The sequence below is a fragment of the Geodermatophilus sp. SYSU D00779 genome, from assembly GCF_054050595.1.
In genome coordinates, this window is record NZ_JBJGZQ010000008.1 from 1 (window position 1) to 12,624 (window position 12,624).

Sequence of the window (12,624 nt, forward strand, 5' to 3'; positions counted from 1 at the left end):
CGCGGCTCGCGCCGCGCACCCCGCCCTCCGTCGTCAGCGGGTCGGGAGACCGATCACGCGGCGGAAGCGGCCGCCGTCCACTCCGCCTGCAGGCGGCGGCGCGTGCGCCGGTCGCCGGTCGTCGCCTTGTAGAGCTTGACCAGCTGCGAGGGCAGGTTCCTCCGGTTGGTGGCGTCCAGCCACCCGTTGGGCAGCGACAGCCGGATGATCTTGTGCCAGGCCGAGCCGACCTGCTGGGGCAGCGGCGCGGTGTGGTAGTTCAGGCCGTAGCGGTCGAACAGGTCGCGGATCTTCGGCGCGATCTCGGCGTACCGGTTGCTCGGCAGGTCCGGGAACAGGTGGTGCTCGATCTGGTGCGACAGGTTCCCGGTCATGATGTGCATGGCCTTGGAGCCGGAGATGTTGGCCGAGCCGAGCATCTGGCGCAGGTACCACTCGCCGCGGGTCTCGCCGTCGATGGACTTCTTCTCGAAGGTCTCGACGCCCTCGGGGAAGTGTCCGCAGAGGATGACCGAGTTCGACCAGAGGTTGCGCACCAGGTTGGCGGTGAAGTTGGCCGCCAGCGTGGAGAGGAAGTTCGGCCCCGACAGCAGCGGGTGGATGAGGTAGTCCTTGCGGACCTGGGCGCCGATCTTGCGCAGCACGGCCTTCGCACGCGCCCGGAACTCCGGGTCGCCGGTCTGCTTCCTGGCGATGACCCCGCCGAGCTCGAGGTCGTAGGCCGCGATCCCGTACTCGAAGAAGCAGGCGTTGATGAAGCTCCAGATCGGCTGGCCGAGGTGGAACGGCTGCCACGGCTGGTCCTCGTCGACGCGCATGATGCCGTAGCCGAGGTCGTTGTCCTTGCCGACCACGTTCGTGTACGTGTGGTGCAGCTCGTTGTGCGAGTGCTTCCACTGCTCGGCCGGGCTGGCCATGTCCCACTCCCACGTCGTGGAGTGGATCTTCGGGTCGCGCATCCAGTCCCACTGACCGTGCAGGATGTTGTGCCCGATCTCCATGTTCTCGAGGATCTTGGCGACCGAGAGGCCGATCGTCCCGACGACCCACGCGGGCGGGAAGCCCGAGGCGAGCAGGACGGCGCGGCTGCCCAGCTCGATCTTGCGGTGGACGTCGATGACCTTGCGGATGTAGCGGGCGTCGGACTCGCCGCGGGTGTCGATCACACTCTGGCGGATGTCGTCGAGCTCCTTGCCGATGAGCTCGATGTCCTCGGAGGTGAGGTGCTCGATCGGGTTGTCGGCCTTCTTCTGCAGAACGGTCATGCGGTGCGGCTCCTCGGGTCTCGAGTGGTCAGTGGTCGATGTCGCAGGCGCCGGCGGCGGCGCTGATGCAGGTCTGGATCAGGACGCCGTCGCCGGGCGCGGCCGTGGTGACCTCGCCGTTGCGCAGGTCGCGGACGGCGCCCTCGCGCAAGGGCAGCACGCAGCCGTAGCAGATGCCCATCCGGCAGCCGCTGGGCATGAGGACGCCGGCGTCCTCGGCGGCGTCGAGGATCGGGGTGGCCCCGTCGGCCTCGATGCTCGTGCCGCCCTTCGTGAAGGTCACCGTGCCGCCCTCGCCGGCGACGACGACCGTGGGCCGGAAGCGCTCGGTGAACAGCCGGTCGGCGATGCCGGCGGCGCTCCAGTGCTCCTCCAGCGCCTCGAGCATGCCCACCGGGCCGCAGGCCCAGGTGGCCCGCTCGGCCAGGTCGGGGACCAGCGCGGCGATGGCGGCGGCGTCGAGCATCCCGGCGCTGTCGGTGTGCTGCTCGATGAGGCGGATGCGGCCGGCGGCGGCCAGCTCCCGCAGGTCCGCGCCGAAGACGACGTCCTCCGGGGTGGGAGCGGAGTGCACGACGACGACGTCGGCCAGCTCGTCGTGGTTGCGCAGGATGCCCATGACCGGGGTGATGCCGGAGCCGGCGGTGACGAACAGGACCTTGGCGGGGGCCTGCGCGGGCAGGACGAACTCGCCGGTGGCCTGGTCGAGGTGGACCAGCGTGCCGGGCTGGGTGCGGTGCACCAGGTGGTTGCTGACCTTGCCGCCCGGGATGGCCTTGACGGTGATGCTGATGCAGCCGTCGGGGCGGTCCAGGTGCGAGGTCAGCGAGTAGGCGCGCCACATGCGAACGCCGTCGACGTCGACGCCGATGCGCACCCACTGGCCGGGCACGTGGCGCTGCCAGTCGGCGCCCGGCCGGATGACCAGCGTGGCGGCGTCCCGGGTCTCCCGGTGGACGGCGACGACGCGGCCGCGCAGGTCCGCCCCCGCGCGCAGCGGGTTGACCATGTCCAGGTAGTCGGCCGGCAGCAGCGGGGTCGTGACGAGCTCGGCCAGGCGCATCGCCCGGTCGCGCAGCGCGCTCAGGGCCGGCCGGGCCGACGGAGGGCGCGGGACGGTCGCGGTCATACACCTGATGGTTCCCAGCGCTGCGCGCAATTACCTGTGCCGTGGGCGTGAACCTGCCGCTGGATACTGTCCCTGCCGAACAAAGCCCGGAGCGGAGGAGAGCGTCGATGGCGCCGGAGCAGGACACCTTCCCGCCGGAGGTCGCGGCGGCGATGCAGGGCCAGCTGCCCGCCGTCGCCGAGCGGACCGTCGCGGCGATCGTCGTCGAGGTGCCCAGCTACACCGAGGCCTTCAGCGGCGTCATGGGCCGCAAGATCGAGAACGCCGTCCAGCTGGCCCTCGGTGGCTTCCTGGAGCTGGCGACGGCGAACGGCGGGGCGGACCCCAGCCGGCCCATCGGCCCGGCGCTCGAGGGCGCCTACGCCCTCGGTCGCGGGGAGGCCAAGTCGGGCCGGACCATGGACGCGTTGCTGGCCGCCTACCGGGTGGGCGCACGGGTGGCGTGGCGGCACATGAGCGAGACGGCGGTGGCGGCCGGCATGCCCGCCGGGTCGCTGGCCCGCTTCGCCGAGCTGGTGTTCGCCTACATCGACCAGCTGTCGGCGGCCAGCGCCTCCGGCCACGCCGACCACCTCGACAGCAGCGGCCGGCTGCGCCGCCGCAACCTGGAACGGCTGACCGAGCTGCTGCTCACCGGTGCGCCCCCGTACGACCTCGCCGCCGCCGCCGAGCGCGCGGACTGGGCGCCGCCGCGGACCCTGACCGCGGTGCTGGTGCCCGAGTCGCGCGTGCGCGGCGCGCTCGCCGTGCTCGACGTCCGCACGCTGCAGGCCGGGGAGGACCTGCCCGGCACCGAGCCCGGCGCCGAGCGCTCGGTGCTGCTCGTGCCGGACGCCGACGGGTACGCCCGCACCCAGCTGGTCCGGGCGCTGGGCGGGCGGGAGGCCGTCGTCGGCCCGGCCCGGCCGTGGCAGCAGGCCCGCTCCTCCTACTCGCGGGCGCTGCGGGCGCTGCAGCTGGACCTGCGCCCGGACGGCGACCAGCCGGTCGACACCGAGCTGCGGCTGGCCGACCTCGTGCTGCGTGCCGACGGCGAGGCGCTCGCCGACCTGCGCGCCCAGGTGCTCGCCCCGCTCGACGGGCTGGGCCCCGGACCCCGCGAGAAGCTGGTGGAGACGCTGCGCTCCTGGCTGCTGCACCACGGGCGCCGGGAGAAGGTCGCCGCCGAGCTGTTCGTGCACCCGCAGACGGTCCGCTACCGGATGGGTCAGCTGCGCGACCTGTACGGCGAGCGCCTCGAGGACCCGCAGTCGGTCCTCGAACTGACCCTGGCCCTGGGCGCGGTGCAGCGGTGACACCGCGCGGCCGGACGGGGGTCCTCCCTCAGGCGGGACGCAGGACGGCGACCAGGAAGTCCGCGTCCGGGCTGAACGGCCGCAGGTCCCAGGTGGACAGCAGCAGGTCCTCCGCCCAGCCGGCCGTGCGGGCGTCGGCGCGGAAGTCGTCGAAGGCGTAGCCGCGGCCGGCGCCGAAGCCGATCGCGGCCCGTCCGCCGGAGGCCACGTGCGCCCGCAGCCGCTGCAGGACGGCGACCCGCGTGCTCGGCGCCAGGAAGGCCATCACGTTGCCCGCCGAGACGATGGCGTCGAACGGCCCGGGGATGCCGCGCGCCGGCAGGTCGAGCTCGGCGAGGTCGCCGACCAGCCACCGCGGCCCGGGGTGGTCCACCTCGGCGGCCGCGACGAGCACCGGGTCGACGTCCACCCCGACCACGTCGTGGCCCGCGCGGGCCAGCCAGCCGCCGGTGCGCCCCGGCCCGCAGCCGGCGTCGAGCACGCGGGAGGCGCGCGGCAGCATGGCGTCGACCAGCCGCGCCTCGCCGGCCAGGTCGAACCCCTGCGCGGCGAGGTCCCGGAACCGCTGCACGTAGGCGGCCGAGTGGCCCGGGTCCTGCTGGGTGATCCGCGTCCAGGCGCTCTGCTCCGTCACCCGCCCATGGTCGCCGACCGGGGTGGATCCCGAGGCAACCGGTACCTGGCGTCCAGCTGGGCCACAGGTGCGCCCCCCAGGCTCGACCTCACCAGCGGCCCACCGGGGGCCGGAGGACGGGAGGCACCGCCATGACCCAGACCCTGACCGGACGCCGGTCCCGCCGCACGCGGACGCCGCTGCCGACCCCGCCGGCCGCCGACGTCCTCGACGCCGACCTCGAGGTGCGGGTGGCGGCGGCCGCCCTCGCCGAGCACCCGGGCGCGACGGTCGGCCGGGTCGAGGTGGACGGCGAGGGTCGCTACGCGGCCCACCTCGTCACCTGGTTCGGCCAGCAGGTCGTCGTCCCGGTCGACCGGGACCTCACGGTCATGGGGTGGGCGGCGCTGGCGCGCTGACCCGCCACTCCGGCGGCTCGGCCGGGTGCAGGGCCGGGTCGTCGGCGGCCAGCGTGCGCACCGGCCCGGGCGGGGTCAGCGGCCCCTCGAAGCGCACGGTGACCCGGCCGAGGCCGCGACCCCACACCCAGCCGGCGCCGTGCTCGTCGTGCCGCACGTCCTGGCCCGGCCACCAGCGCGACTCCGCCGTCAGCGGCTCGGGCGCCTCCTCGACCTCGGCGCCGGGCGCCTCCACGGCGTCGTCCACCGGCTCCTCGTCGGTGGCGAACAGGTCGCCCTGCGCGTAGAGCGACAGCCCGGAGACGCCGACCCCGAGCAGCCGCAGCCCGCCCTGGGTGCCGGCCTCGGCCAGCAGCCGCGCGGCGATCGAGGCGATCACCCGCGGGTCGTCGGTCGGGTGGGGCAGCGTCTGCGAGCGGGTGAGCGTGGTGAAGTCGTAGCGGCGCAGCTTGAGCGTCACCGTCCGTCCCGAGTACGCGGACGCGCGCAGCCGGCTGCCGACCCGCGCGGCCATGCTGTCGACGTACCGGCCGAGCACCCTCAGGTCGGTGAGGTCGCGGGCGAAGGTCTCCTCCTGCGAGATCGACTTGGCCTCCCGCTCGGCGACCACCGGTCGGTCGTCCTCGGCGCGGGCCAGCGCGTACAGGCCGGTGCCGTGCGCCCGGCCGGCCAGCGCGACCAGGTCGGGCAGCGACTTGACCGCCAGGTCCGCGACGGTCTTCACGCCCACCTGGTGCAGCCGCTCGGCGGTCGCCGGTCCCACGCCCCCGAGCCGGGTGACCGGCAGCGGGTGCAGCACCTCGAGCTCGCCCCCCGGTGGGACGACGACCAGCCCGTCGGGCTTGTCGAGGTCCGAGGCGATCTTGGCCATCAGCTTGGAGCTGCCGATGCCGACCGACCCGGTCACCCCGCCGGTGGCTGCGGCGATCCGCTCCTTGAGGCCCCGGGCCAGCCCGGTCACGCCGTCCACCGACAGGTCCAGGCCGTCGCCCGCCCCCAGGTCGACGTAGGCCTCGTCGATCGACACCGGCTCGACCAGCGGGGACAGCTCGCGCAGCAGCGCCATCACGACGTCGGAGGTGCGGCGGTAGGCGGCGAAGCGGCCGCCGAGGAACGCCGTCCCGGGCGGGCAGCGGCGGCGCGCCTCGGCGGTGGACATCGCCGAGCGGGCGCCGTAGGCCCGCGCCTCGTAGGACGCCGTCGCCACCACGCCGCGCCCGCCCACGCCGCCGACCACCACCGGGCGGCCCCGTAGCGAGGGCTTGTCGCGCTGCTCGACGGCGGCGAAGAAGGCGTCGAGGTCCAGGTGCAGGATGCTCGCCTCCCGCCGCACGCCCCACCTCCTCGTCCTCGCCGCCGGCCCGCTCCATGGTCACCCGTCCTCCCCGCGGGTGAGAGCGGACGCACCGGTGCGGTCCCCGAAGGGCGTCGAGGCCGACCTCGAGGGTGTGGCCATCGTCGAGGTCGGCGGCACCGAGGACTCCATCCGGGCGGCCGCACAGCGCTTCCCCGACCAGCAGGACGGCATCGGTACCTCCACCTCGGAGGTGCTCGCCGGGGCGCTGCGCTCGATCGTCGGCGCCGCCAGGCGGTCGCCGACGCCGTCGAGCGGGAGGGCGCCGCGGAGGCGGCGGCGATCCTGGTCCGCGGGCAGGCGGAGGCCGAGGCGCTGGACGCCCGGGCCGAGGCCTTAGGAGTACGGCGAGACCGCGATCTTCGAGATGCTGGTCGAGGTGCTGCCCGAGGTCGTGCAGGCCGCGGCCGCCCCGCTGGCGGGCGTGGACGAGATCCGTCATCTCCGCCGACGGCGCCGGCTCGGTGGCGCGACGCCCGCCGCGGACGGCCCCACCCGCGTCCCGATCACCACGGTCGACGGGGAGGAGTCGGCCCGCTGACCCCTGTCCGCCGTGATCATCGGCGGGTGGTCGAGCACGTCGGCGTGTCAGGCGACCACCTGCCGATGATCAACGCGGGAGTGGCTCCCAGATGCCGGCGAAGTGGTGCACCGGGCCGTGGCCGGAGCCGACGCCCAGGCTCTCCCCCGCCTCCAGCGCCCGCTGCAGGTAGTCCCGGGCGGGGTCGACCAGCCGGGACCAGTCGTCGGTGCGGTGGCGGGCGGCCAGCGCGGCCAGCGCCGAGGACAGCGTGCAGCCGGTGCCGTGCGTCGAGGTGGTGCCGACCCGCGGCCGCCGGGTGACCGTGACGCCGTCCGCGGTGGCCAGCACGTCGACGCTGTCGTCCCCACCCAGGTGGCCGCCCTTGAGCAGCACCGCACGGGGGCCGAGCGCGAGCAGGGCGGTGGCCTGGCCGGGCAGCTGGTCGACGTCGGTGGCCGGGGGCACGTCGAGCAGGACGGCGGCCTCCGGCACGTTCGGCGTGACCAGGTCGGCCAGGGGCAGCAGGTCGGTGCGGACGGCGTCGATCGCGGCGTCGTCGATGAGCCGGTCGCCGCTGGTCGCGACCATCACCGGGTCGCACACGACCGGGCCGCCCGGGTGGCCGGCCAGCCCCGCGGCGACGGCGCGCACGACACCGGCGGTGCCGAGCATGCCGAGCTTGGTGGCGTGCACCTCGACGTCGGCGAACAGGGTCGCCAGCTGTTCGGCGACGAACTCCGGCGGGACGCCGTGCACGCCGGTGACGCCGCGGGTGTTCTGGGCGGTCAGCGCGGTGAGCACCGCCGTCCCGTAGACGCCCAGCGCGCTGAAGGTCTTGAGGTCGGCCTGGATGCCGGCGCCGCCGCTGGGGTCGCTGCCGGCCACGGTCAGCGCGACCGCAGTGTCACTCACCGGACCACCTGCGCGAGCCGCCCCCGGTCGATGGCCGAGCGGAGCGCGCGGGCGGCGGCGTCCGGGTCGGCCGCCGCGCAGATCGCGGAGACGACGCAGACGCCGTCCACCCCGGTCGCGGCCACCTCGGCGGCCCGGTCGGCGTCGATCCCGCCGATCGCGACGGTGCCGAACCCGGCGGCGCGGGCCGCCTCGGCCAGCCCCCGGACGCCGTCCGGGCCCAGGGCGCTGCCGGCGTCGGGCTTGGTGGGCGTCGTCCACACCGGTCCGATCCCGACCAGGTCCACCGTCCCCGCCGGCAGTGCGCGGGCGACGTCCAGCTCGGCGACGGAGGAGACGCTGAACCCGAGCAGCCGGTCGGGCCCGAGCAGGGTGCGCACCTCGGCGGGGGGCAGGTCGTCCTGGCCGACGTGCACGCCGTCCACGCCGGCGAGCAGCGCGACGTCGACGGCGTCGTTGACCCAGAGCGCGACGTCCGGCCGGTCGGCCAGCGCCGCCTGCACCGCGCGGGTGAGCTGGAGCAGCTCGCGGCGGGAGGCGGTCTTGTCCCGCACCTGGACGGTGGTGACGCCGCCGGCGACCGCCGCGCGCACGACGTCGGCGACCGGCCGCGGGGCGGACAGCGCGGTGTCGGTGACCAGGTAGAGGGTCGGGTCGACGCGGCGTGTCATCGGACGTCCGCCGCGGCCAGGGCCTCGCCGTCGACGGCGTCCAGCGCGTCGAGCCAGGCGGGCGCGAAGGTGCCCGGGCCGCGCGCGACCTGCGCGGCCCGCTCCGCGGCGACGGCGACGTGCGCGTGCGCGGCCACGGTGCCGGTCAGCGCGTCGCCGGTGGCCGCGACGTAGGCGGCGACGAGGGCGCCCAGCGCGCAGCCGGCGCCGGTGGTGCGGGTCAGCAGCGCCGATCCCCCGCCGACGCGGACGGTGCGGTGTCCGTCGGTGACCAGGTCGACCTCGCCGCTGACCGCGACGACCCCGCCGGTCAAGGCGGCCAGCGCGGTGGCCGCCTTGGCGGCGTCCTCGGTCGAGTCGGTGCTGTCCACGCCGCGGCCGCCACCACCCGCGCCGGCCAGCGCCATGACCTCCGAGGCGTTGCCGCGGACGACGGTGGGCCGCAGTCCGACCAGCTCGGTGGCCAGCTCGGTGCGGTAGACCAGGCCGCCGACGGCGACGGGGTCCAGGACCCACGGCGTCCCGGCGGCACCGGCCGAGCGCGCGGCCAGCCGCATCGCCTCGGCGGTGCGGGCGTGCACGGTGCCCACGTTGACCAGCACCGCGGAGGCGACGGCGGCGAAGTCGCCGGCCTCCTCCGGGGCGTCCACCATCGCCGGCGCGGCGCCCGCGGCCAGCAGGGCGTTGGCGGTGATCGTCTGGACGACGGTGTTGGTCAGGCAGTGCACCAGAGGGGTGCGTGCGCGCACCGCCGCGCGGGCGGCGCGCAGGTCGACGGCCGGCATGCCGGTGACATCCCTTCGCCAGTGCGAACTGGAGCAGGTTCGACGGGTGTGCTCTCAGTCCCCGGTCGGGGACACCCCGTGCCACGTGCGCCTCCGAACGTAACACCGCCCCGCCGTGGTGCTCCCGCCGCGCGGAGCAGCAGCCGGGGCGTGCGACAGGATGGCCGGCGTGCTGCTCGCCTGCCTCGCCGTGCTGGTGGGCGCGACCGTGCAGGCCGCCGCCGGGTTCGGGCTGGCGCTCATCGCCGGACCCGCTCTCGTGGCCGTGCTCGCCCCCACCGAGGCGGTGACCACGCTGATCGTGCTGGCCACGACCACGACCCTGCTCCTGCTGCTGGTGCGCCGCGGGTCGCGGCCGGCCATCCGGTGGGCCGACGTCCGCGTGGTGGTCCTCGCCGCCGTCCCCGGGGTCCTGGCCGGCGTGCTGGTGCTCGCCGTGGTCAGCAAGCCGGCGCTGCAGCTGGCGGTGGGCGTGGGTGTGCTCGCGGCCGTGGCGCTGCAGGTCCTGCGGCGCCCGGTCCCCGGCCAGGGGACGCCGTCCCGGTGGGCCACGCTCGGCGTGGGGCTCCTCGCCGGCGTCCTCACCACCACGACCAGCACCAACGGGCCGCCGCTGGTGCTCTGGCTCGAGCGGCGGCACGTGCCCCCGGCGGAGATGCGCGACACCCTCGCGGCGCTGTTCCTCGCCCTCAACCTGCTCGGCGCCGCGGTGCTCGCCGCGTCGGGGCGGGTCGCGCAGGCCTTCCGGCCGGAGGTGGTGCTGGTGCTGCTGGTCGCGGCGGTCGTCGGCCACGTGGCGGGCCGCCGGCTGTTCCACCTGCTCGACGTCCGCCGGTTCCGGGCGGCCGGGTTGGCCCTGTCGGCGCTGGCCGGGGTGGCCAGCATCGCCGCGGCGCTGGGCTGAGGTCGCAGCGCGGCCACCGGCTCCTCAACGCGAGGCGGAGGTGGCCTCAGGCGTCGGTGAGCGCGACCGGCGGCAGCCAGTCGGCGTCCAGGAGCTCGGCGATCTCCTGCAGGGCCGAGGTGTCGGCCCCGGCGGTGGAGCCGCTGACCGCCAGCCGCTCCACCATCACCCGGGCCACCTGCTCCTCGACCGTGTCCTCGGCGAAGGCCACCCGCCACGGGGACACCTGACCGTCGCGGTGCGTGCGGCCGGTGACCTGGCGGGCCTGGATGCCGGAGAAGCGCGGCTGGTGGAACAACCCGACCCGCGGTGTCGTGGAGGCCGTGGCCCCGCCGGGCAGCAGCTCGCCGGCGTGCAGGCTGATCGAGGCGGTCACGGTGAACACGCACACCGGCGCCGCGCCGGTCTGGAAGCGCAGCCGCTCGGCCTCGACGTCGAAGCGGTCGCGGCCGTAGATGGCGGCCACACCGACGCCCGAGTCGAGCAGCGCCTCGCGGATCGGGTCGGCCGCCGTCTCGACGAACTCCACCGACACCGCGACCTGCCGCTCGGCCTCGACCTGCGCGCGCACCCAGTCGACGGTGGCCTGGGCGCGGATCAGCCCGGCCTTCTGCCGGAAGCGCAGCAGCGCGGCGCGCCCGCGGGCGGTCTGGCGGGCCCTCCGGGCCAGCTGCATCTCGGCGCGGAACTCCTGCCACTCGGACTCGTAGGCGCACCTCTCGGCCGGCGTCAGCGCGACCGGCGTCCCGGTGACCGACACCGGGCCCCAGGGCGCCGGCCGGTGCAGCGTCGCGGGCGGCTCGCCGTCGGCCAGCCAGCCCTGCAGCCGGGCGAGGTCGGCGCGGCGGGAGTCGGCGTCCTCGGTCCACGCCCACCCGTAGCGCCCACGTTCCACGTGGAACCCGTGCTCGGCGAGCTTCGCCGGGAGGTCGGCCCAGGCGCGCAGCGGGTCGCCGTGGCGCTGGGCGAACTGCGGGGCCAGGTAGGGCAGCTCCAACGGCGTGTGCGCCGGGGTGGCGGTGGCGGCGACGACGAAGGGCACGTCCCTCACCCGCCCGGCGCCGGAGACGGCCTTCCAGTGCTTCCACCGCTGGGTCGTCGTGTGCCGGACCATGTGCGCCTCGTCGGCGATGACGACGTCGAAGCGCAGCTCGCTCACCTTGGCCAGCCGGTCCCAGGTGGTGACGCACCAGCGCAGCCCCCCGTCGCCGAAGCCGGCGATCGAGCGGGTCCAGTGCGGGATGGTGATCGCCGCCGGACGGTCGGCCACGACCAGCACGCGGTCCCCACCGCGCAGCTCGCAGACCTCCCGGGCGGCCAGGACGGCGGTCCCGGTCTTGCCCACGCCCGGGTCGTCACCGAGCAGGAAGACCCGGTGCCCGGCCGCCGCGGAGGCGACGACGGCCTCAGCCCCCGTGGCCTGCTCCTCGCGCGGGACGAGGGGACGGCCCGGCGGCACCGGCCGCGGGGTGTCGTTGAGCTCGTCCTCGAGGAAGCGCTCGAAGGTGTACGGGGGCGGGTCGTAGGCGGCCAGCTCCGGCGGCAGCTCCCGGCCCACCCAGACGTGCGCCTGCAGGTCCGGCCGCCACTGGGCGCCCGGCGCCGGCGCGCGGAACGGGACGGCGAGCACCCACACCCGCTCTCCGGGCCCGGCGACCGGCCGCTCCGGTGCGGGCTTCGGGGTGCGGCGGGCCGGCGCCTTCGGACGGGTCGTCGTCGTGGTGCGGGTCGTGCCGGTCGAGCGGCTCTGGCTCGTCGACCGGGCTGTGCGGCGGCGCCGTCCGGGCACGGGTGTCCTCCTCTGCGTCGGTCGACGACGGTAGGTCGGCGGCGCGACGGGATCTGGTGGAATCGCCGACGTGACGGCGAACTCCGAGGACGAACGGCTGCACGCCCGGACGCTGGGCTCCGCCGGGCCGCGGGTGGTGTTCGTGCACGGCCTGTTCGGCCAGGGCAAGAACTGGACGACGATCGCCAAGGGCCTCGCCGCGGACCACCGGGTGACCCTCCTCGACCTGCCCAACCACGGGCACTCGCCATGGACCGACCGGGTCGACTACGTCGACATGGCCGAGCTGGTCGCCGCGGAGCTCCGCTCGTTCGGCGAGCCGGTCACGCTCGTCGGGCACTCGATGGGCGGGAAGGTGTCGATGCAGCTGGCGCTGCGGCACCCGGAGCTGCTGCGCGCGCTGGTCGTCGTCGACATCGCCCCGGTCGAGTACCCGGTCTCCGGCGGCCGCACCGACGACCCCGACGAGGAGGCCTCGCCCTTCGCCGCCTACATCGAGGCGATGGGCGCGCTCGACCTCGACCGGCTGAGGACCCGCGAGGACGCCGACGCCGCCCTGCGGGCCGCCGTCCCGAGCCGGATGGTGCGCTCGTTCCTGCTGCAGAGCCTGGTGCGCGAGGGGGCGGGCGCAGACGGTGGGTGGCGTTGGCGGCTCAACCTCGAGCTGCTCGGTCGCGACCTGGGCGAGCTGCGCGGCTTCCCCGAGCCGCCGCCGGGCGCCCGCTACGACGGCCCGGTGCTGTGGATCGCCGGCGCCACCAGCCACTACGTGCTGCCCGGGGACCGGGCACGCATGGAGGAGCTCTTCCCGAACACCCGGCTGGTGCGGGTCAAGAACGCGGGCCACTGGGTGCACTCCGAGCAGCCAGAGGTCTTCCTCGAGACGGTGAAGCGGTTCCTCGAGCGCGTCGAGCACTGACGACGGGGGACCCTCGGTCCCCCGTCGACGGTTCCGCTGGAGATCG

13 protein-coding genes and 1 riboswitch are annotated in these 12,624 nt (G+C 75.6%); of the genes, 5 read left to right on the top strand and 8 right to left on the bottom strand.

Translation table 11 applies throughout. The features are described 5' to 3' along the window. Positions 1–53: 53 nt before the first annotated feature. Together ACI79G_RS07990 and ACI79G_RS07995 are read right to left on the bottom strand one after the other, a co-directional pair. Complete coding sequence (locus tag ACI79G_RS07990) at positions 54–1,265, bottom strand: fatty acid desaturase family protein (protein WP_456880602.1); 1,212 nt, start codon at positions 1,263–1,265, stop codon at positions 54–56. 28 nt (positions 1,266–1,293) lie between these two features. Next, on the bottom strand, positions 1,294–2,394 hold the full coding sequence (locus ACI79G_RS07995) for a ferredoxin reductase (RefSeq protein ID WP_456880603.1): 1,101 nt from the start codon (positions 2,392–2,394) through the stop codon (positions 1,294–1,296). A 107-nt stretch (positions 2,395–2,501) separates the two neighbouring features. Here ACI79G_RS07995 and ACI79G_RS08000 point away from each other — a divergent pair, with 107 nt between their 5' ends. Beyond that, on the top strand, positions 2,502–3,689 hold the full coding sequence (locus ACI79G_RS08000; RefSeq protein WP_456880604.1) for a PucR family transcriptional regulator: 1,188 nt from the start codon (positions 2,502–2,504) through the stop codon (positions 3,687–3,689). Positions 3,690–3,717: 28 nt separating this feature from the next. Here the strand turns inward: ACI79G_RS08000 and ACI79G_RS08005 are convergent, their stop codons facing one another. Continuing rightward, on the bottom strand, positions 3,718–4,323 hold the full coding sequence (locus ACI79G_RS08005; RefSeq protein ID WP_456880605.1) for a class I SAM-dependent methyltransferase: 606 nt from the start codon (positions 4,321–4,323) through the stop codon (positions 3,718–3,720). Positions 4,324–4,454: 131 nt separating this feature from the next. Here ACI79G_RS08005 and ACI79G_RS08010 point away from each other — a divergent pair, with 131 nt between their 5' ends. Beyond that, positions 4,455–4,721, top strand: coding sequence for a hypothetical protein (locus tag ACI79G_RS08010; RefSeq protein ID WP_456880606.1), 267 nt, complete (start codon positions 4,455–4,457; stop codon positions 4,719–4,721). On the opposite strand, the gene ACI79G_RS08015 is transcribed toward ACI79G_RS08010, so the two are convergent. After that, on the bottom strand, positions 4,693–6,054 hold the full coding sequence (locus ACI79G_RS08015; protein WP_456880607.1) for a DNA polymerase IV: 1,362 nt from the start codon (positions 6,052–6,054) through the stop codon (positions 4,693–4,695). The genes ACI79G_RS08010 and ACI79G_RS08015 overlap by 29 nt on opposite strands. A 388-nt stretch (positions 6,055–6,442) precedes the next feature. On the opposite strand from ACI79G_RS08015, the gene ACI79G_RS08020 reads away from it, so the two are divergent. After that, positions 6,443–6,616 carry a hypothetical protein gene (locus ACI79G_RS08020; protein ID WP_456880608.1) on the top strand — a complete coding sequence of 58 codons (174 nt, stop codon included), beginning with the start codon at positions 6,443–6,445 and terminating at the stop codon, positions 6,614–6,616. Between the two features lie 69 nt (positions 6,617–6,685). On the opposite strand, the gene thiD is transcribed toward ACI79G_RS08020, so the two are convergent. From thiD to thiM, 3 genes are all read right to left on the bottom strand, one after another. Then, entirely contained in the window at positions 6,686–7,510 is an 825-nt protein-coding gene (gene thiD, locus ACI79G_RS08025; protein WP_456880609.1) for a bifunctional hydroxymethylpyrimidine kinase/phosphomethylpyrimidine kinase, read from the bottom strand. Then, the gene (thiE, locus tag ACI79G_RS08030) at positions 7,507–8,181 is read right to left on the bottom strand and encodes a thiamine phosphate synthase (RefSeq protein WP_456880610.1); all 675 of its coding nucleotides are present in this window, start codon (positions 8,179–8,181) and stop codon (positions 7,507–7,509) included. Before thiE ends, thiD begins: the two co-directional genes overlap by 4 nt. After that, the gene (thiM, locus tag ACI79G_RS08035) at positions 8,178–8,966 is read right to left on the bottom strand and encodes a hydroxyethylthiazole kinase (protein WP_456880611.1); all 789 of its coding nucleotides are present in this window, start codon (positions 8,964–8,966) and stop codon (positions 8,178–8,180) included. The genes thiE and thiM overlap by 4 nt, the downstream gene beginning before the upstream one ends. Beyond that, positions 8,960–9,055, bottom strand: a riboswitch (TPP riboswitch). Its footprint overlaps the gene before it by 7 nt. A gap of 80 nt (positions 9,056–9,135) precedes the next feature. Between thiM and ACI79G_RS08040 the strand changes: the two genes are divergently transcribed. Then, positions 9,136–9,870, top strand: coding sequence for a TSUP family transporter (locus ACI79G_RS08040; protein ID WP_456880612.1), 735 nt, complete (start codon positions 9,136–9,138; stop codon positions 9,868–9,870). A 46-nt stretch (positions 9,871–9,916) separates the two neighbouring features. Here the strand turns inward: ACI79G_RS08040 and ACI79G_RS08045 are convergent, their stop codons facing one another. Beyond that, a complete protein-coding gene (locus tag ACI79G_RS08045) occupies positions 9,917–11,659 on the bottom strand; it encodes a helicase (protein ID WP_456880613.1) in 1,743 nt (580 codons plus the stop codon). A gap of 70 nt (positions 11,660–11,729) precedes the next feature. Between ACI79G_RS08045 and ACI79G_RS08050 the strand changes: the two genes are divergently transcribed. Beyond that, positions 11,730–12,578, top strand: coding sequence for an alpha/beta fold hydrolase (locus tag ACI79G_RS08050; RefSeq protein WP_456880614.1), 849 nt, complete (start codon positions 11,730–11,732; stop codon positions 12,576–12,578). Positions 12,579–12,624 lie beyond the last annotated feature (46 nt).

Bases quoted from the DNA above. Each gene is read 5' to 3' on its own strand.
- ACI79G_RS07990 (WP_456880602.1), bottom strand. From the start codon at position 1,265: ATGACCGTTCTGCAGAAGAAGGCCGACAACCCGATCGAGCACCTCACC.
- ACI79G_RS07995 (WP_456880603.1), bottom strand. From the start codon at position 2,394: ATGACCGCGACCGTCCCGCGCCCTCCGTCGGCCCGGCCGGCCCTGAGC.
- ACI79G_RS08000 (WP_456880604.1), top strand. From the start codon at position 2,502: ATGGCGCCGGAGCAGGACACCTTCCCGCCGGAGGTCGCGGCGGCGATG.
- ACI79G_RS08010 (WP_456880606.1), top strand. From the start codon at position 4,455: ATGACCCAGACCCTGACCGGACGCCGGTCCCGCCGCACGCGGACGCCG.
- ACI79G_RS08020 (WP_456880608.1), top strand. From the start codon at position 6,443: ATGCTGGTCGAGGTGCTGCCCGAGGTCGTGCAGGCCGCGGCCGCCCCG.
- thiE (WP_456880610.1), bottom strand. From the start codon at position 8,181: ATGACACGCCGCGTCGACCCGACCCTCTACCTGGTCACCGACACCGCG.
- thiM (WP_456880611.1), bottom strand. From the start codon at position 8,966: ATGCCGGCCGTCGACCTGCGCGCCGCCCGCGCGGCGGTGCGCGCACGC.